16 protein-coding genes are annotated in these 18079 nt (G+C 74.2%); 7 read left to right on the top strand and 9 right to left on the bottom strand.

What is annotated here, in order from left to right:
- Positions 1-99: 99 nt before the first annotated feature.
- Together ACFYXE_RS26980 and ACFYXE_RS26975 are read left to right on the top strand one after the other, a co-directional pair.
- Positions 100-786, top strand: a complete 687-nt coding sequence (locus ACFYXE_RS26980; RefSeq protein ID WP_389316401.1) for a TetR/AcrR family transcriptional regulator — start codon at positions 100-102, stop codon at positions 784-786.
- Between the two features lie 137 nt (positions 787-923).
- On the top strand, positions 924-2294 hold the full coding sequence (locus tag ACFYXE_RS26975) for an MFS transporter (RefSeq protein ID WP_389316399.1): 1371 nt from the start codon (positions 924-926) through the stop codon (positions 2292-2294).
- Between the two features lie 26 nt (positions 2295-2320).
- Here the strand turns inward: ACFYXE_RS26975 and ACFYXE_RS26970 are convergent, their stop codons facing one another.
- Positions 2321-3538: a serine hydrolase domain-containing protein gene (locus tag ACFYXE_RS26970; RefSeq protein ID WP_389316397.1), complete on the bottom strand. Its 1218-nt coding sequence runs from the start codon at positions 3536-3538 to the stop codon at positions 2321-2323.
- A 550-nt stretch (positions 3539-4088) separates the two neighbouring features.
- On the opposite strand from ACFYXE_RS26970, the gene ACFYXE_RS26965 reads away from it, so the two are divergent.
- Complete coding sequence (locus tag ACFYXE_RS26965) at positions 4089-4568, top strand: DUF6314 family protein (RefSeq protein WP_389316823.1); 480 nt, start codon at positions 4089-4091, stop codon at positions 4566-4568.
- A 77-nt stretch (positions 4569-4645) separates the two neighbouring features.
- Here ACFYXE_RS26965 and ACFYXE_RS26960 read toward each other — a convergent pair whose 3' ends face one another.
- Entirely contained in the window at positions 4646-5113 is a 468-nt protein-coding gene (locus tag ACFYXE_RS26960; protein WP_389316395.1) for a GNAT family N-acetyltransferase, read from the bottom strand.
- A gap of 73 nt (positions 5114-5186) precedes the next feature.
- The gene (locus tag ACFYXE_RS26955; protein ID WP_389316393.1) at positions 5187-6620 is read right to left on the bottom strand and encodes a PLP-dependent aminotransferase family protein; all 1434 of its coding nucleotides are present in this window, start codon (positions 6618-6620) and stop codon (positions 5187-5189) included.
- Here ACFYXE_RS26955 and ACFYXE_RS26950 point away from each other — a divergent pair.
- The gene (locus tag ACFYXE_RS26950) at positions 6619-7596 is read left to right on the top strand and encodes a DMT family transporter (RefSeq protein ID WP_389316391.1); all 978 of its coding nucleotides are present in this window, start codon (positions 6619-6621) and stop codon (positions 7594-7596) included. The genes ACFYXE_RS26955 and ACFYXE_RS26950 overlap by 2 nt on opposite strands.
- A gap of 94 nt (positions 7597-7690) precedes the next feature.
- Positions 7691-7882: a DUF1918 domain-containing protein gene (locus ACFYXE_RS26945; protein ID WP_361180792.1), complete on the top strand. Its 192-nt coding sequence runs from the start codon at positions 7691-7693 to the stop codon at positions 7880-7882.
- 20 nt (positions 7883-7902) lie between these two features.
- On the opposite strand, the gene ACFYXE_RS26940 is transcribed toward ACFYXE_RS26945, so the two are convergent.
- Positions 7903-9138, bottom strand: a complete 1236-nt coding sequence (locus tag ACFYXE_RS26940; protein WP_361180791.1) for a family 10 glycosylhydrolase — start codon at positions 9136-9138, stop codon at positions 7903-7905.
- Positions 9139-9320: 182 nt separating this feature from the next.
- Here ACFYXE_RS26940 and ACFYXE_RS26935 point away from each other — a divergent pair, with 182 nt between their 5' ends.
- The gene (locus ACFYXE_RS26935) at positions 9321-10181 is read left to right on the top strand and encodes a 3-hydroxybutyryl-CoA dehydrogenase (protein WP_361180790.1); all 861 of its coding nucleotides are present in this window, start codon (positions 9321-9323) and stop codon (positions 10179-10181) included.
- Positions 10182-10418: 237 nt separating this feature from the next.
- Entirely contained in the window at positions 10419-10676 is a 258-nt protein-coding gene (locus ACFYXE_RS26930) for a hypothetical protein (protein ID WP_361180789.1), read from the top strand.
- Here the strand turns inward: ACFYXE_RS26930 and ACFYXE_RS26925 are convergent, their stop codons facing one another.
- The 5 genes from ACFYXE_RS26925 to pheS all read right to left on the bottom strand — a co-directional run bounded on the left by ACFYXE_RS26925 (position 10677) and on the right by pheS (position 17982).
- On the bottom strand, positions 10677-11219 hold the full coding sequence (locus ACFYXE_RS26925; protein ID WP_361180788.1) for an NUDIX hydrolase: 543 nt from the start codon (positions 11217-11219) through the stop codon (positions 10677-10679).
- A 119-nt stretch (positions 11220-11338) separates the two neighbouring features.
- Positions 11339-12688, bottom strand: coding sequence for a transcriptional regulator (locus tag ACFYXE_RS26920; RefSeq protein ID WP_389316387.1), 1350 nt, complete (start codon positions 12686-12688; stop codon positions 11339-11341).
- 285 nt (positions 12689-12973) lie between these two features.
- Positions 12974-13966, bottom strand: coding sequence for a PP2C family protein-serine/threonine phosphatase (locus tag ACFYXE_RS26915; RefSeq protein ID WP_389316820.1), 993 nt, complete (start codon positions 13964-13966; stop codon positions 12974-12976).
- 354 nt (positions 13967-14320) lie between these two features.
- Positions 14321-16849 (bottom strand): phenylalanine--tRNA ligase subunit beta, encoded by a 2529-nt coding sequence (gene pheT / locus ACFYXE_RS26910; protein ID WP_389316385.1) that lies wholly within the window; start codon positions 16847-16849, stop codon positions 14321-14323.
- Positions 16849-17982 carry a phenylalanine--tRNA ligase subunit alpha gene (gene pheS / locus ACFYXE_RS26905; RefSeq protein ID WP_389316383.1) on the bottom strand — a complete coding sequence of 378 codons (1134 nt, stop codon included), beginning with the start codon at positions 17980-17982 and terminating at the stop codon, positions 16849-16851. The genes pheT and pheS overlap by 1 nt, the downstream gene beginning before the upstream one ends.
- Between the last annotated feature and the right edge of the window lie 97 nt (positions 17983-18079).

Genomic DNA, 18079 nt, shown 5'->3' with positions numbered 1-18079 from the left:
CTCGACATCAAGATATCTCGTACCTCCCCCCTTACGGACAGGGCCCTGGGGGTCCCGTTCTTCGTAGACACTGTCTACGCGATGTAGTAGACAGTGTCTATGAGCGAACTGGACGCCGGGCTGCGGGCCCGGCTGGTGGACGTGGGCGTCGAGCTGGTGACGGCCGAGGGCGTGCAGGCGCTGACCCTGCGGGAGATCGCCCGCAGGGCGGGGGTCTCGCACGGGGCGCCCCGGCGCCACTTCCCCACCCACGGGGAGCTGCTCTCGGCCATCGCGCGGCGGGGCTTCGCCGAGCTGGCCGCGGTGGCGGGCGAGGCGGTCGGCGGGGCGGTCGGCGAGGGCACGGACCGGGACGGGCGGGACGGTGCAGAGGACGCGGACCGGGAGGGGCGGGAAGGCGCACAGGACGCGGACCGGGACGGGCGCGAACGCGGGCCGGACGCGCGGGCGCGGCTCAAGGCGCTGAGCCGTGCCTATCTCGGCTTCGCCGCGGCCCACCGCGGGATGTTCGAGCTGATGTTCCGGCACGACCTGCTGGAGAGCAACCGGCTCGGCCTGCGCGACACCAGCCTGCCCCTCTTCGACGTCCTGGTCGGACTCGTCGCCGAGGCCCGCCCGGCGTCCGGCACAGCGCCCCGCATCGTCGCGGGCGCCCTGTGGGCGAACCTGCACGGGATCGCCCAGCTGTGGGGCTGGGGCAGCCTGCGCCTGGCCACCGGCGCCGAGGACGTCGAGGCGCTGCTCGACGCGGCGCTCACCGCGCACCTCGGTCCGGCGGACGCGTGAGGGCCGCGCCGCCGGGGGCGGCCGGAGCACCGGAAGCGGCCGGAACGCCGGGAGCGGCCGGGCCACGGACCGCGCCCGGGACACCCGCGGACGCGGTCCAGCGGCGCCTCACCCTGGCCTGCAGCGTCGTCGGTGCCATGGTCGTCGCGCTGGACGGCACCGTGTTGACCGTCGTCCAGCCCGCCCTGCAGCGCGACCTGGACGCCTCGTTCACACAGGTGCAGTGGACGAGCACCGGCTATCTGATCGCCGTGGCGAGCCTGCTCGTCTTCGCCGGACGGCTCGGCGACCGGTACGGCCACCGCCGGGTCTTCGCCCTCGGGACGTTCGGGTTCGCCGCCGCGTCGGCGGGGATCGGATGCGCGTCGGGGATCGGCGCGGTCGTCGCGCTGCGCGTCGCCCAGGGGGTCTTCGGGGCGCTGCTGCAGCCCGCGACGCTCGGCATGCTGCGGGCTGTGTACCCGGCGGACCGGCTGGGGCGGCCGATCGCACTGCGTACGAGCGCCATCGGCCTGGCCGCCGCGGCGGGCCCGGTCCTCGGCGGGGCGCTCGCCACGCACCTGGGCTGGCGCTCGGTGTTCTTCCTCAGCGTGCTGCCCGCGCTCGCGATCGGCGTGCTGGCGCTGGCGGTCCGGGTGCCGGCGGCGGGGCCGCCCGGCGCCGCCCGCGGGCTCGACCTGCCCGGCGCCGGGCTGCTCGCGGTGGCGCTCGCCTGCCTCGTGCACACGCTGGTCGCCGTGCCGGACCGGGGCTGGAACGCCGTGACCGTCGCAGGGGCGTCGGCGGCGCTGGTGGCGGGCGCCGCGTTCGTGCGGCACGAGCGGCGGGCGGCGAGTCCGCTGGTGCCGCCCCGGCTGCTGGCCTCGCCCGCGGTGGGGCCCGCGCTGGGCATCCTGGTCGCGGCGTCCGCGGCGATGTTCGGTGCCCTCTTCGTCGCGACGTACTTCCTCCAGGACGTGCTGGCGCTCGACCCGCTGGACGGCGCGCTGCGGGCGCTGCCGCTGGCGGCCGCGATGGTGGTGGGCGCGCCGCTGTCGGCGGTGCTGCTGCGCCGTCAGGGCCCGCGGCGCACGATCACGACGGCGATGGCGGTGCTCGCGCTCGGGGTGCTGGCCCTGTCCCGCCTCGGCCCGGGCTCCGGTCCCGCGGCGACCGGCGGCGCGTTCCTGCTCGTCGGCGCCGGGTTCGGCACGGTGATGGTGGCCGCGACGGCCGTCGTCGTCCGTCATGCGCCGGTGGCCGACGCGGGGGTGGCGGGCGGGCTGCAGCAGACCGCGATGAACGTCGGTCCGACGGTGGGCATCGCCGCGGCGACCACCCTGATGACGGCCTTCACGCCCGGCCCGCACCCGCCGCGGCACGGAGGGCCGCACGCCGCGTTCCTCTCCGCGATGGCGCCGACGCTGACGGTCCTCGCGGTGGTCGCGGCCGTGGGCGCCGTGGCGGCGACCCGGCTCCCGCGCCGCGCGCCGACGCCCCCGCCCGCAGTCCCGGCCCCCCGCGGCTGAGCGGCGGGCACCGTCCGCGGCCCGCCTCAGCCCCGACGCGCGCGCCCGCCCGGCGCACCGGCGCCGAGCGCCGCGTCGACCATCCGCAGCACCGCCCGCGCCTGCGCCTCGTGCGTCCCGGCGTCGTCCAGGCGCAGGGTGAAGACCGCGCCGGTGACGGACGTCGCGCCGTCGGGGGTCACCCCGCCCCCGCTCACGCAGCCGAGACTGGTGCCCCCGTGGAACCAGACGCCGTCCGGCCGCCCGGCGACGGGGCGCCAGGCGATGCCCAGGCCGTAGCGGACCCCGGCGGCCGGGATCCAGTCCGTCACGGGGACGGTCCGCCGCATCGCCGCGAGCTGCGCGGGGCGCAGCAGGCGCCCGCCGAGCAGGGCACGCAGGAAGACGCCGTGGTCACGCGTCGTCGAGACCAGTGCGCCGTCCGCGCCGCCGCCGAAGCCCAGAGTGGTCTCGGTGGGGCGGGTCTCGCCGGGGAAGCAGGTGTATCCGGTGGCGGTCGGCGAGGGTACGTATGCGGACGTGCCCGGCGTGAAGGTGTGCCGCAGGCCGAGCGGTTCGATGATCCGCTCGTGCACCTCCTGGGCCCAGGGGTGCCCGGTGACCGCCTCCACGACCATCCCGGCCAGGACGTAGTTGGTGTTGGAGTACCCCCAGCGCCGCTCCCCCGCCGGGTCGTGGGCGTCGGGCAGCCACTGCGGCGCCGTGCCGAGGGCCGCGGTGAGCTGTTCGTCCGGTGTCTGCGCGCGGAAGCGGTTGCGGCGGTAGCCCTCGGGGGTGAAGTCGTCGACCTGCGTGGCGATGTAGTCGTGCAGACCGCTGGTCTGGCGCAGCAGGTTGGTCACGGTGATGCGGCGGCCGTCGTTGCCGTGACCGCGCACCGCGCCCGGCAGCCACCGCTCGACGGTGTCGGTCAGCTTCAGCCGTCCCTCGCCGACGAGTTGGAGGACGACGGTCGCGATGAACGTCTTGGTGTCGCTGCCGATGCGGTAGTACGCGTCCCACGGCACGGGCTCCCGGCCCGCGAGGTCGGCGACGCCCGCGCGGGCGGTGCTGCGGCCGTGCGCGCCGCTCACCTCGGCGACCACGCCGCTCGCCCCCGTGGCGACGATCGCCTCGACGTCGCGCTGGAGGGCGCGGCCCCGCGCGGAGCGTGCCGGGGCGGCCGGGGCGGGGGTCTGGGCCGCGCCGGTGAGCACGGCCGCCGCGGTGGCCGTCAGGCCGGCCCGTCTGCTGAACCCGTTCATCGGACCTCCTCCGGCTCAGGGGTACGCCCGGCACGGGGCGGGGCGCCAGTGCCGTCGGCCCGACTCGGTCCCGCCTGCGGCGTGGTGGGCGCCCCGGGACGGTCGGCTGCGGACGCGCCGCCCGCGAAGGGCCCGGCCAGGCCCGGACTCACGGCGACTGCGGAGGTGACACGCATCGTGCTCCTTGCTCCGAAAGGCCCGGCCCGCGGCCGGGGAAGTCGATCACCACGCTAGGAACCGGCGCGCCCGCGGACCATCGGGCCACCGGGCCGATCCACCCTGGGGACAACCCCCGTACCGCCGCCGTACCGCCCCCGCTTCACCCCCGTACCGCCCCCGTCGACGAGCGCAGCCCGGCGGCCGTGGACCACTGGCAGGCCCGGCCCGCGACGAGCGTCCACGACCTCGCTAGCCTGCGGGTATGTCCTCGCCCGACGCGTACGCACTGCACACCGGGAACCCCGGGAACGCTGACAACCCTCAAAGCGCCCGGAACGCCGACCCCGCCACGCCCGCGGCCCCCGGGTCCGGGGCGCCCTCCCCGGACCACCTGCCCGTGCCGCGGGTCCTGGCCCACCTCGCGGGCGCCTGGCACGTCGAGCGGACCGTCCGTGACCTCGCGGACGGCTCCGAGGGGCGCTTCGCCGGTACGACGCTCTTCACGCCGCTGCCCGCACCGGACCTCGGCGGTCTGCTCCACCAGGAGTCCGGCACCTTCACCTGGCACGGCGCCGCGAGGGCCGCCGAGCGCACGCTGCGCTTTTTGCCGGGCGGGCCCGGCGCGGACGACGCCACCGCCCGCGTGGAGTTCGCCGACGGCCGCTTCTTCCACGACCTCGACCTGCGCACGGGCCACTGGACGACGGACCACCTCTGCGTGCGCGACCTCTACCGCGGCGAGTTCGAGGTGTTCGACGCGGACCACTGGCGCACCCGGTGGCGGGTCGGCGGGCCCGCCAAGGACCTGCTGCTCGTCACGGAGTACCGGCGGGATCGAGCGGCAGGCTCCGGCGAGCGCCGTACCGGCTGAGGGTCACGGGCGCGCAGGTCGAGGTCACGCCCGAGGCATGCGGCGGCTCACGTGCGCCCCGTGCCGGGCCGTCCCGCTCACTGGCGGCCGCGGGCCATCCACTTCGCCGGGTCCTGGAGCGCCGCGAAGTCGAGCTTCTCGTAGACGCCGTGCGCGTCGCCGGTCGCCAGGAGCGTCCTGCGCACGCCGAAGGCGTCCAGGTGCGCGCAGACCGTGCCGACGAGCGCGGTGCCGAGTCCCTTGCCCCGCGCCTCGCGCGCCACGTACACGTCACAGAGCCAGGCGAAGGTCGCCCGGTCGGTCACCACGCGCGCGTAGGCGACCTGGTCGCCCGACGTCCGGTCGTACACACCGAAGTTGAGCGATCCGGCGATCGCCGCGTCCTGCTTCTCGCGGGTGCGGCCGAGCGCCCAGTACGCGTCGGTGGAGAGCCAGTGGTGGACGCGGGCGGCGTCGATGCGCGCCGGGTCGGCGGAGATCTCGTAGCCGTCCGGGACCTCGGTGTCGGCGGTGCTTTCGGTGAGCTGCGGGGCGCTTTCGTTCATGGCGGCGACCCTCCCAGACGCCGGGGCGCCGGGGCGAGCCGTTTTCACGGGGTGGGACGGGCGCGCCGGCGCGTCACAGCACCTCGTCGCAGGCCGCGCGCAGCCTGCGGACGCCCTCGGTGATCTCCCCCGTCCCGGCGACCGCGGCGAAGCTCAGGCGGACGTGGCCCGCGGGCGGTTCGGCCGCGAAGTACGCGCGGCCGGGCGCGACGGCGACCCCGGCGCGCAGCGCGGCCGAGGCGAACGCGGACTCGTCCGCGCCGTCCGGCAGCCGCAGCCACAGGTTGTAGCCGCCCGCCGGGACGTGCGGCACCGCGAGCTCGGGCAGGCGCAGCCGCAGGGCGGCCGTCATGGTGTCCCTGCGCTCCTTCAGCGCGCCCGCCACCCCCCGCAGATGGCGCGGCCAGGCCGGGGACCCGACCAGTTCGAGCGCCGCTTCCTGCAGCGGCCGGGGCACGAAGAAGTGGTCGACGACCAGGATGGCGCGCAGCCGCTCCAGGACCGGGCCGCGGGCGGCGAGCGCGCTGACCCGGAAGCTCGGCGAGGTGGCCTTGGTGAGCGAGCAGACGTGGACGACGACGCCGTCGTGGTCGTCGGCGGAGAGCGGGCGGGGCAGCGGGCCCGCGTCCTCGTGGACCAGGCGGCGCACGAAGTCGTCCTCGACGACGAACGCCCCCGCCTCCCGGGCGATCCGCAGGACCTCCGGGCGCCGCTCGGCGGACAGCACGGCGCCGGTCGGGTTCTGGAAGAGCGGCTGGCAGACGAAGACCCGGGCGCCCGTCGCCCGGAAGGCCGCCGCGAGGAGCTGGGGGCGGACCCCGTCGGTGTCGACCGGCACGGGCACCGGCCGCAGCCCCGCCGCACGGGCGATGGCCAGCATCCCGGGGTAGGTCGGGGACTCGACGAGGATCGGCGCGCCGGGCGGGGCGAGCGCCCGCAGCGCCGTCGTCAGGGCGCTCTGGCCGCCCGCCGTGATGAGCACCTCGGCGGCCGTGATCGCGCCGCCGATCCCCCGGGCGAACCACTCGCGCAGTTCGGGCAGGCCGTCGAGCGGCGGCCGCCCCCACGCCCCGGGCCGCCGTCCCGCCCGCGCCAGGGCGGACGCCATCGCCCGCTCGGGCTGCAGCGCCGGGTCCAGATAGCCGCCGTTGAACTCGATGACGCCGGGCGGCGGCGCGGCGAGCGTGGCGAGGACGCCGGAGGCGTCGACCGAGCGGGGCACCACGTCCGCGGTGGCGTCGGCGCTCAGCGACACCTCCTGCCAGGAGGTGTCCCCGGCGGGCACCGCGGGCGCCGTCGCGTCGGCGCGGAAGACCCCGGCGCCGGGCCGGGTGACGACGAGCCCCTCGGCGGCCAACTGGCCCAGGGCCCGCGACACCGTCACCGGGCTCACCCTGAACCGCTCGACCAAAGCCCGACTCGACGGCAGCTTTCCACCCGGGGAGTAGCGATCGAGCTCGTCGCGCAGGCTTTTCGCCAGGTCGTTCACACTGCTACTGTCATGCATGACAGCACAGGATAGCGCTACTCTCCCCAGCCGGATAGCGGTCACCACCGCCGCGGCGACACCGCCCCCCGGCCCCGGCGCGCGCGAGGAGCACGGCACCGCGCCCGCCCGGTTCGGCTCCCGCCGGGCCGGCACCGCCCTGGCCGCCCTCGGCGTCGTCGCCTTCTCCCTCACCTTCCCCGCCACGGCGTGGGGCCTCGAAGGCATCGGCCCCTGGAGCTTCGTGACCCTGCGCGGGATCCTGGCCGCGCTCGTCGCGGGCGGCTGCCTGCTCGCCCTGCGCGTCGCGGTCCCGCACCGCCGGCACTGGGCGGGGCTCGTGGTGGTCGGCGCCGGGGTCGTCCTCGGCTTCCCGCTGCTCACCACCCTCGCCCTGCGGACCTCCACCACCGCACACGCCGCGGTGGTCGTGGGCCTGCTCCCCCTGACGACCGCCGTCTTCTCGGCGCTGCGCACCGGGGCCCGCCCCTCGCGCACCTTCTGGGGCGCGGCGCTCACCGGGGCCGCGGCGGTGATCGCGTTCACCGTGCAGCAGAGCGGCGGCGCCCTGACCACCGCCGACCTCTACCTCTTCGGCGCGCTGCTGATCTGCGCGGCCGGCTACACCGAGGGCGGCCGGCTGGCCCGTGAGATGCCCGGCTGGCAGGTCATCGGCTGGGCGCTGATCCTGTGCCTGCCGCTCAACATCGTCGGCGCGCTCATGGCCCTGCCCCACGAGTCCTTCACGCTCACCGGGCACAGCACGGCGGGCCTGCTGTACTCCGCGATCGGCTCGCAGTTCCTCGGCCTGGTCGTCTGGTACCGGGGCATGGCCGCGATCGGCGTCCCCAAGGCCAGCCAGCTCCAGCTCGCCCAGCCGCTGCTGACCCTGGTCTGGTCGGTCTTCCTGCTCGGCGAGCACCTCACCGTCGCGGCCCCGCTCACGGCCGCCGCCGTCCTGGTCTGCATCGCGGTCACCCAACGCTCCCGCGGCTGACCGCTGCCCGCCGGGCAGGCCTCAACTCCCGCCACCCGTCGTACACTTGCGCCCACAGATCGCGACCGCGGAGCGGGACGAGGGGGCAGTCCAGATGCGGGCAACCGTAGGCGACGAGCTGGTGGTGCACGGCCGGATCGTCGGGCAGCACGACCGGATCGCGCAGATCGTCGAGGTGCTGGGCGCGAACGGCGGACCGCCGTACCGCGTCCGCTTCGAGGACGGCCACGAGACGCTGATGTCGCCGGGCCCCGACACCGTCGTACGGCACCAGGACCCGGCCTAGGGCGTGTTGCGCACGTCCCGTCAGCGCGGTGGCTTCGCCGGCTCCTGGTAGTGGTCGGCGACCACCCGGGCCATCGCGCCGATCTTGTCGACGCCGACCTCCTTGGCCGAGAAGTAGACGTGCCCGCGCACCTCGCGGAAGCCCTCGGCGTACGTGAGGTGGCGGGACAGCTCCGCCGGGTCCTGCCAGGCGGCGGGCTGCGCCGGATCGCCCGCCTTGTACAGGGCCTCACCGATGTAGAGGCGCACGCCCGTGCCGCGCACCACGTCGTCCCACCACGGGATCAGCTTGGCGTAGTCCGCGGCGGGGAAGCCGATGTTCCAGTACACCTGCGGGACGATGTAGTCGATCCAGCCCTTCTTCACCCAGCCCCGCGTGTCCGCGTACAGGTCGTCGTAGGTCTGTACGCCGGCGCGGGTGTCCGAACCGGTCGGGTCGGTGGCGATGTTGCGCCAGACCGCGAAGGGGCTGATGCCGAACTGGGTGCGCGGGCGCGCCTTCTTCACCCGGCGGGCCATCTCCCGCACCAGCCGGTCGATGTTGTCCCGCCGCCAGGAGGCCCGGTCGGGGAAGTCCCCGCCGTACTGCGCGTAGGCGGCGTCGTCGTCGAAGACCTGGCCCGCGACGGGATACGGGTAGAAGTAGTCGTCCCAGTGCACCGCGTCGATCGGGTAGCGGCGCACCGCGTCCAGCATCGCGTCCTGCACGAAGCGCCGCACCGCGGGCAGCCCGGGGTTGTAGTAGAGCTTCCCGCCGTACGGCACGACCCAGTCGGGGTGCACGCGCGCGGGGTGCGTGGCGACCAGGCGGGACGGGTCGGTGTGGTTCGCGATCCGGAAGGGGTTGAACCACGCGTGCAGCTCCAGGCCCCTGCGGTGCGCCTCGTGCACGGCGGTGCCGAGCGGGTCCCAGCCCGGGTCCTTGCCCTGGACGCCGGTGAGGAACTCCGACCAGGGCTCGTACGGCGAGGGCCAGAGCGCGTCGGCGGTCGGTCTGACCTGGAAGACGACCGCGTTGAGCCGGCGCCCGGCGGCCGAGTCGAGGAACGCGAGGAGCTCGCTGCGCTGCTGCGCGGCCGGGAGCCCCGGCCGGGACGGCCAGTCCCGGTTGGCCACGCTCGCCAGCCACATGCCGCGCAGCTCGCGGCCCTTCTTCGGGCGCCGGCCGGGAGCGGCTCCCGCGTCCCCGGCGGTCGCCAGGCCCGCGACGGTCGCCGCGGCCACCACCGAGAAACCCCGACGTGACATACGCCTCATCTGCATGCCCCCTGAGCTCGCTGTGCACCGGCACCCCTTGCCGGTTGCGGACAGCATGCCCGACCCGGCCCGTCATGGACCCCTCATTGCGGAGTAACGTTCACGGCCGAGGCAGGCACCGGGACCATACGGGGGACCTGCCGGCCCCGTTGATCAGCGAAAGGCACGAGGTGACCGACTCCATGACCGATATCGCACGCGTCGGAGTGGTGGGCTGTGGCCAGATGGGCGCCGGAATCGCAGAGGTCTGCGCCCGCTCCGGACTGGACGTGAAGGTCGCGGAGACGACCGGCGAGGCGCTGGAGATCGGCCGCACACGGCTGTACAACTCGCTCTCCAAGGCCGCCGAGCGCGGCAAGATCTCCGAGGAGGAGCGCGACGCGACGCTGGCCCGGCTCAGCTTCACCACCGATCTCGGCGAGTTCTCCGACCGTGACCTGGTCATCGAGGCCGTGGTGGAGAACGAGCAGGTCAAGACCGAGATCTTCCAGGTGCTCGACCAGGTGGTGACCCGGCAGGACGCGATCCTCGCCTCGAACACCTCCTCCATCCCGCTGGTGAAGCTGGCCGTCGCGACCTCGCGTCCCGACCAGGTCATCGGCATCCACTTCTTCAACCCGGCGCCGGTGCAGCAGCTCGTCGAGCTGATCCCCGCGCTGACCACGTCCGAGGGCACCATCAGCCGCGCCCAGGCCGTCGTCGAGAAGATCCTCGGCAAGCACGCGATCCGCGCCCAGGACCGCTCGGGCTTCGTCGTCAACGCCCTGCTGATCCCGTACCTGCTCTCCGCCATCCGGATGTTCGAGTCGGGCATCGCGAGCCGCGAGGACATCGACAACGGCATGGAGATGGGCTGCGCCCACCCGATGGGGCCGCTCAAGCTCTCCGACCTGATCGGCCTGGACACGGTCGCCTCGGTCGCCGACTCCATGTACGCGGAGTACAAGGAGCCGCTGTACGCCGCTCCCCCGCTGCTGCAGCGGATGGTGGACGCCGGCCGCCTCGGCCGGAAGTCGGGCTCGGGCTTCTACACCTACGCCTGAGACCCTCCGCCCGAGCACGTCCGCCCCGGCGGCCGCGGGCATTCACTCCCCGTACGAACACGCTCCGTACCGACGGGCCCGGCACTCCTGCGAGTGCCGGGCCCGCGGCGTTCACACACCGTGTGCGCGGGAGGCTCGCATATGCCCATCGCACACTCTCCCGCCCTGCCCGTCACGCGAGTTCACTTTCTGTGCGGATGAAAGGGGGGACGCGCCATTACAGAGAGGAGCGGACTCGTGACCATCGACGGCGAGATAGCCGTGGTCCCGGAAGAGCAAGCGGAGTTACGACGCAGCCTGGATGTGGGCTTCGCCCGCATCGACGGACGGCTGGCGTTGCTCACTCAGCACGACGAACAGACCGCCAAGAATGTGGAGGCCATGGAGACCCGGCTCGCCGCACTAGAGAACACCCGCTGGCCACTGCCCACGATCGCCGCGCTCGCGGCGGTCGCGGCCATCGCCGTGGCGGTCTGGCAGGCCATCGGCCATTAGCTAACGCGCGTCCTGGCCGAGGCGCAGATGGTGGAGGAGGAGGAGCGCCGCCGCCATGTTGGCGGCGGGCACCTCCCCGCGGGCCACCATGTCGGGGACCAGTTTGAGCGGGACCCACTCACGGCGGTCCGACTCGAAGTCGTCCTCGGGGTGCCCGATGTACGTCCCTTCGTCGGACCAGTAGATGTGGTGCCGCGCGTCGGTGAGCCCGTTGGACGGCTCGACGCTCATCAGGTGCCGCAGCGGGCCCGGCCGCCAGCCGGTCTCCTCCTCCATCTCGCGTGCCGCCGCGTACGCGATGTCCTCGCCGTCCTCGACGACGCCTGCCGCGAGTTCCCAGCCCCAGCTGTCGGTGATGAAGCGGTGCCGCCACAGCAGGAGCACTTCGTTGGCCTCGTTGACGACGGTGGCCACGGCGACGGGCCGCAGCCGGATGAGGAAGTGGTCCAGATGCCGGCCGTCGGGCAGTTCGACATCTGCGAGGTTGACGCTGAACCATCGGTTTCCATACACAGTTTGTTCGCTCTGTTTCGTCCACTGCACGGTTCTGCCACCTTCCGACGAGTAGATGGCAATATCGCAGCAGGGCGAACGTCGGAGCAGCGTGTGCGCGGCTCAGGACGGAGTGTGCACGGAATCGGCGCGAGGGCGCCGCGAGCGCGTCACAGGGGGACGCGCAGCGCCCCGTCGATCAGCTCGGCCGCCTCGGCCGTGCCCGCGCAGTCGCTGCGGACCAGATGCTCGCGCACCGCGCGCAGCCGGTCGCGCAGCCGCTGGGACTCCATCCCCCGCGCCTGTTCTGCCATTTCCACCGCCGTGGCCACCGCCTCGTCGGTGTTGCCCTGGCGAATCTCGATCTGGCTGAGCATCGCGAGCCGGTGCACCCGGCCCCGGTCGTGCGCCGGAGTGTCCACGGCCGCCGCGGCGTGCTCGCGGGCGCTGGCCAGATCGCCGAGGCTGAGCAGCGCCTCCGCCACTTGCACGTTGACGAGGCCGGGCTGGACATAGCCGGTCTCGTCCGGCTCGCGGCCGCGCAGGATACGGTCGGCCGCGGCCTCCGCACGCCGGATGCAGGACAGCGCGCTCCTCCCGTCGCCCAGGTGCGCGTACGCCTTGGCCTGCATCGCGTACAGATCGGAGGCGAGCGCCGGGGTGAGGTCGCGCCCCGCGGCCCGCAGCGCCGCCTCGGCGAACGCCACGGCCTGGCGGTACTCGCGCATGAACAGCGACTGGTTGACGAGCAGCGCGATGACGTAGCCGCCGAGCCCCCGGTCGCCGCTGGCCTTGGCCAGCCGCAGCGCCTGGTGGAAGTAGCGCTGGGCCAGACCGTGCGCGTCGGAGTCGTAGGCGCAGATCCCGGCTATCGCCACCAACCCGCCCGTGGAGCGGTGCAGTTGGCGGCCCATCTCGTCGGTGTAGCTGCCCCGCAGCAGGGGCGCGGCCTCGGCGTTGAGGAACCCGACGATGCGGGTGCGGGTCGCGATGCCGCCGGTCTTGCGGTACATCTGCTCGTAGTGGGCGCGGGCCGCGCGCATCATCTCGATGTCCGCCGTGCTGACGGGGTGTCGGCCGCCCCGGGACACGTCGACGTCCTCCGGCGGGTTCTCCCACTCCCAGACGGGCATCACGGCCGGTGTGCCGGTGACCGCGGGCGCGCCGAGCAGGTGCGGGCGCTGCTGTTCGTCCGAGCGCCACAGGGCGGTGGCCCGCTCCACGAAGCCGGAGAGCGTGGTGGCCGCCGAGCCGACCCGGGCGGCGGGCACCCCGGGCAGGCCGAGCCCGATGTCGTCGAGGGTGACCGACCGCTTCAGCCGGGCGGCGAGCACCTCGCAGATCAGGTCGGGCACCTGGCCGCGCGGCCGCTGGCCCTTCAACCAGCGGGAGACGGCGGTGTGTTCGTAGCGCAGCGCGAGACCTCGGGACCGACCGGCCTGGTTCACATGTGCGGCAAGTCCCGCGTGCGAGATGCCGGCTTCGTCGAGAATCGCGTCGAGCAGGGTGTTGGGCTGCATGGATGCCCTCCGGTGGCTCGGTGCTGTTCAGCGTAATGGAGCCCGCTTCACACGGGGTGTGAACGGAGTGTCCGAATCCGGGGGGTGTGCGCTCTGCCGCATGGGGTGTGGGATCGCTTGACTGAGGTGCCTCATCAGTGAAGGAGGCCGGCCGGGCCGCCGGCTCCCCCTCTTACCGTACGGCGGCCCTCATCGGCGCCGTCCGTCCCGCCGTCTGCCCGACAACTCCATGGCGGGGCGGGCGGCGCGTGCCGCCGCGGCCCCTCGGCCGCCGGCCCTCCTGCCTCAACTCCCGGTACGGGCACACCGTCCCGGCCCGGCCTGCTGACAGGGCACCCTCGCCCGGTCGTTGCGCAGCACGAGCAGCGCCGCGTCGTCGGAGGGCAACCGGCCCGCGTGCCGCACCAGTCGGGCGTAGACCGCCCGGATCAGGGCCTGCGGCGACACCGTGTGGTCGGCCCGGGCGGCCTCGGTGAGCTCCGCCCGCAGCGGGAAGAAGGCGCCCGCGGCATCCCGCGCGTCCTCCATCCCGTCCGTGTGCAGCACCAGCGACTCGCCGGGCAGCAGCCGCCCGCAGCGCAGTACGGACAGGTCCGCGGGGAGCGGGAAGGGTCCGAGCGGCGGCAGCGGCTCACGGTCCGTCAGGGGCCGGGCGGGCCCGCTGAGCAGGTGCGGCCAGGGGTGCCCGCAGTTGAGCGCGGAGATGTCGCCCCGCGGACCGATCTCCAGGAGCAGGACGGTCACGAACTCCTCGGCCAGCGGGACCTCCGGGGCCGTGCCGCCGCCCGCCGGGTGCTCGGCGCGCGCCTTCTCCCGCAGGTGCCGCCCCAGCGCCCGCTCCAACCGCCGCAGCACCAGGGGGAGTTCGGGCTCGTCGTGGGCGGCCTCGCGGAAGCTGCCGAGGACGGCGGCGACGGTCCCGATGGCGGCGAGCCCGTGCCCGCGCACGTCCCCCATGACCACGCGCACGCCGTGCTCGGTGGCCATCACCTCGTACAGGTCCCCGCCCACGGAGGCGCCGCGCGAGGCGGAGAGCCGTCCGGCGGCGAGCGCGAGCCCCTCGACGCGGGGCGGCAGCGGCCGCAGGAGGACGTTCTGCGCGGCGCCCGCGACCTCGCGCGCCTGCCGCAACTCCCGCAGCAGCGCCCGGCGGACGTGCAGGATGAGCCCGGTGCCGACCGCGAAGAAGACGGCACTGCTGACGATCCGCGCCCCCAGGCCGTCCTGCTGCGCCAGCGGGCAGGCGAGCTTGTACGTGATCGCGACGGCGCCCCACATCGTGGGCAGGCCCAGCGTGGACGGGCCCCGGCCGCGGGGGCACCGCCCGCGGCGCAGCACCCGGGGAAGTATGCGGGTGATCCGCCGGGACCGGCCGCCGCGGCGCCTGGCTCCGGGTGCCGACCGGCGGGGCGTCCCCGCCTTGATACCGATCATGCCGTCGGTCCCCCTAGGCCCTGTGCAACGTGCAGCGAGCGCCGGCCCCTTACGGCCGGATCGATTCTGTCGACCGCATGGACCGATCGGGCCATGCCGCCGCCCCTTGTCACTCAAACGAGTGAGGGGCTTATCCGGTGGTCCGGATAAGCCCCTCTTTGCGCCCCCTGTGCGCCTGGTGGCGGCTACGGGCGGTGACTACGCTCCGCGCAGCACCGCGCCGGTCCGCTCGGCCGCCAGGGCGACGGCCGCGTCACGGGCCGCGGAGGCCTCGTCGACGGTCAGCGTGCGGTCGCTCGCGCGAAAACGCAGCGCGTACGCCAGGGACTTCTTGCCCGCGCCGACCTGCTCGCCCTCGAAGACGTCGAACAGCCGGATGGACTCGAGCAGGTCGCCCGCGCCACCGCGCAGGTAGTACTCGACGACGGCGGCCGGGACCTCGGCGTCGACCACGAGGGCGACGTCCTGGGTGGCCACCGGGAAGGTCGAGATGCGCGGCGCCTGGACGCCGCCCTCGCGCGCCGACTCCAGCAGGTCCAGGTCCAGCTCCATCGCACAGGTGCGGGCGGGCACGCCGAACGCCTTGACGACGCGCGGGTGCAGCTCACCGGCGTGGCCGACGGTGACGATCCCGCCGTCGCGGACCACCTTCAGCTCGGCGCAGCGGCCGGGGTGCCACGGGCCGTACTGCCCCTGGTCGGTGATCAGCTCGACACCGGCCTCGCGGGCGATGCTCCGCGCGGACTCGACGGCGTCGGCCCAGTCGGCCGGACGGCCCTTGCCCCACCAGCCGGCCTGCTCGCGGGCGCCCGCGAGGACGACGGCGGCGTGCCGGGGCTGGACGGGCAGCGCCGCGGTGAGGGAGGCGATCTCCTCGTCGGAGGGGCGCCGGTCGACGGGCAGCCGCCCGGCGACCGTGAGCTCCTCGCGGGGGTGGAAGACCAGGCCGGTCTCGAAGAGCGCCAGGTCGTGCGAGCCGCGGCCGTCGTTGCGGCGCAGGGCGGCGAGCAGCCCCGGCAGCAGCGTGGTGCGCAGCGCGGGCTCCTCGTCGGACAGCGGGTTGACGAGCTTGACCACCCGGCGGTCGGGGTCGTCCGCGGCCAGGCCGAGCTGGTCGAAGACGGTCTCGCCGACGAAGGGGTAGCTGGGTGCCTCGACGTACCCGGCGCCGGCCAGCGCGCGGCCGACGCGGCGGTGCAGCCGCTGCCGGTCGGTCAGGCCGCGGCCCGCGGGGGGCTTGGGCAGCGTCGAGGGCAGGTTCTCGTACCCCTCCAGGCGGATGACCTCTTCGGCGAGGTCGTTCGGCTCGGCGAGGTCGGGGCGCCACGACGGGACGGTGACGGTCAGGTCGTCCTGGCCGTAGACGTCGCAGCCGACCTGCTGGAGGCGGCGCACGACGGTCTCGCGGCCGTAGGCCACGCCGGCGACCTTGTCCGGGTGGTCCGCGGGCATCGTGATCGTGCGCGGCGCGGTCGGCGCGATGACCTCGGTGACCCCGGCCTCGGCGCTGCCGCCCGCCAGGAGCACGAGCAGGTCGACGGTGCGCTGCGCGGCGGCCGACGCGGCCTGCGGGTCGACACCGCGCTCGAAGCGCCGGGACGCCTCGGAGCCCAGCTTGTGGCGGCGCGCGGTGCGGGCGATCGAGAGCGCGTCGAAGTGCGCGGCCTCGACGACCACCTCGGTGGTGCCGCGGACCACGCCGGTCTCCGGGTCGGTCACGGAGTCGGCGATCTCGGTGTTCGCGCCGCCCATGACGCCCGCGAGGCCGATGGGGCCGCGGTCGTCGGTGATGACCAGGTCCTCTGCGTCCAGCACGCGCTGGGCGCCGTCGAGGGTGGTGAGCTTCTCGCCCTGCTCGGCCCGGCGCACGCCGATCGTGCCCTGGACGCGGGAACGGTCGTACGCGTGCAGGGGCTGGCCGAGCTCCATCATCACGTAGTTGGTGATGTCGACGGCGAGCGAGATCGGGCGCATGCCGACCTTCTGCAGGCGGCGGCGCAGCCAGATCGGGGAGCGGGCCTCGGGCTGCAGGCCGGTGACGGTGCGCGCGGTGAAGCGGTCGCAGCCGAGCGGGTCGGCGACCTTGACCGGGTAGCCGAAGGAGTTCGGCGCGGGCACGTCCAGGAGCGCCGGGTCGCGCAGCGGCAGGCCGTAGGCGGTGGCGGTCTCGCGGGCGACGCCGCGCATCGAGAGCGCGTAGCCGCGGTCGGGCGTGACGGCGATGTCCAGGACCTCGTCGACGAGCTCCAGGAGCTCGATGGCGTCGGTGCCCGCCTCGTGCTCGGGGGGCAGGACGATGATGCCGCCGGAACCGTCGTCGCCCATGCCGAGCTCGTCGCCGGAGCAGATCATGCCGTGCGAGGTCCTGCCGTACGTCTTGCGGGCGGCGATGGCGAAGTCGCCGGGCAGGACCGCGCCGGGCAGGACCACGACGACCTTGTCGCCGACCCGGAAGTTCCGGGCGCCGCAGACGATCTCCTGCGGCTCGCCGGTGCCGTTGGCGGTGCCGACGTCGACGGTGCAGAAGCGGATGGGCTTCTTGAAGCCCTCCAGCTCCTCGATGGTGAGGACCTTGCCCACGACGAGCGGGCCCCTGAGGCCGGCGCCGAGCTGCTCGACGGTCTCGACCTCCAGGCCGACGTCGATCAGCTTGGCCTGCACGTCACGGCCGGTCTCGGTGGCGGGGAGGTCGACGTACTCCCGCAGCCAGGAAAGCGGGACCCGCATCAGATCTCCATCCCGAACGGCCGGGTGAACCGGATGTCACCCTCGACCATGTCTCGCATGTCTTCGACGTTGTGGCGGAACATCAGCATCCGTTCGATGCCGAACCCGAAGGCGAATCCGCTGTACTTCTGGGGGTCGACGCCGCAGGCCGTGAGGACCTTCGGGTTGACCATGCCGCAGCCGCCGAGCTCGATCCAGCCCTCGCTGCCGCAGGTGCGGCAGGGGCGGTCGGGGTTGCCGACGGACTCGCCGCGGCACACGTAGCAGACCATGTCCATCTCGGCGGACGGCTCGGTGAACGGGAAGTAGTGCGGCCGCAGGCGGGTCTTCATGTCCGGGCCGAAGAGCGACTGGACCATGTGGTCCAGGGTGCCCTTGAGGTCGGCCATGGTGAGGCCCTCGTCGACGGCGAGCAGTTCGATCTGGTGGAAGACCGGGGTGTGCGTCGCGTCGAGCTCGTCCGTGCGGTAGACGCGGCCGGGGCAGACGACGTAGACCGGCGGCTCGCGGCGTTCGAGGAGCGCGCGGGCCTGCACCGGGGAGGTGTGGGTGCGCAGCACGACCCCGGACTCGCTCCCGGCGTCGGTGCCGTCCGGGCCCTGGACGAAGAAGGTGTCCTGCATCTGGCGGGCCGGGTGGTCGGGCGTGAAGTTGAGCGCGTCGAAGTTGAACCACTCGGCCTCGACCTCGGGGCCCTCGGCGACCTCGTAGCCCATCGAGACGAAGACGTCGGCGACGCGCTCCATCATCGTGGTCAGCGGGTGGCGGGCACCGGCGGGCGTGCGGTCGTACGGCAGCGTGACGTCCACCGCCTCCTCGACCAGGACGCGGGCGTCGCGCTCGGCCTCGAGCTCGCTCTGGCGGGCGGCCAGCGCCTTGCTCACGGCGCCGCGCGCCATGCCGACGCGCTTGCCCGCCTCGGCCTTGGCCTGCGGGGGCAGCGCGCCGATCTCGCGGTTGGCCAGGGCCAGCGGCGAGGTGCCGCCGGTGTGCGCGACCTTGGCCTCCTGGAGCGTGTCGAGGGAGTCCGCGGCCGCGAAGGCGGCGAGCGCCTCGTCCCGCATGCGCTCGATCTCTTCAGGTTTCAGTGCCTCGACCTCAACAGGGTCGTACGACTTGTTCGGTGCCGACATCTCTTCCCGTGCTTCCGGTTGGCTGGCGGATGGGTCCCCGTCAACGACTCGGAGACAAGCTGTCCCAGGTGTGGGGACACAAAGTGCCAACGACCGA

Source organism: Streptomyces sp. NPDC002564, assembly GCF_042889645.1.
Lineage (GTDB): Bacteria > Actinomycetota > Actinomycetes > Streptomycetales > Streptomycetaceae > Streptomyces.
This window is presented reverse-complemented; position numbering and strand designations above follow the sequence as displayed.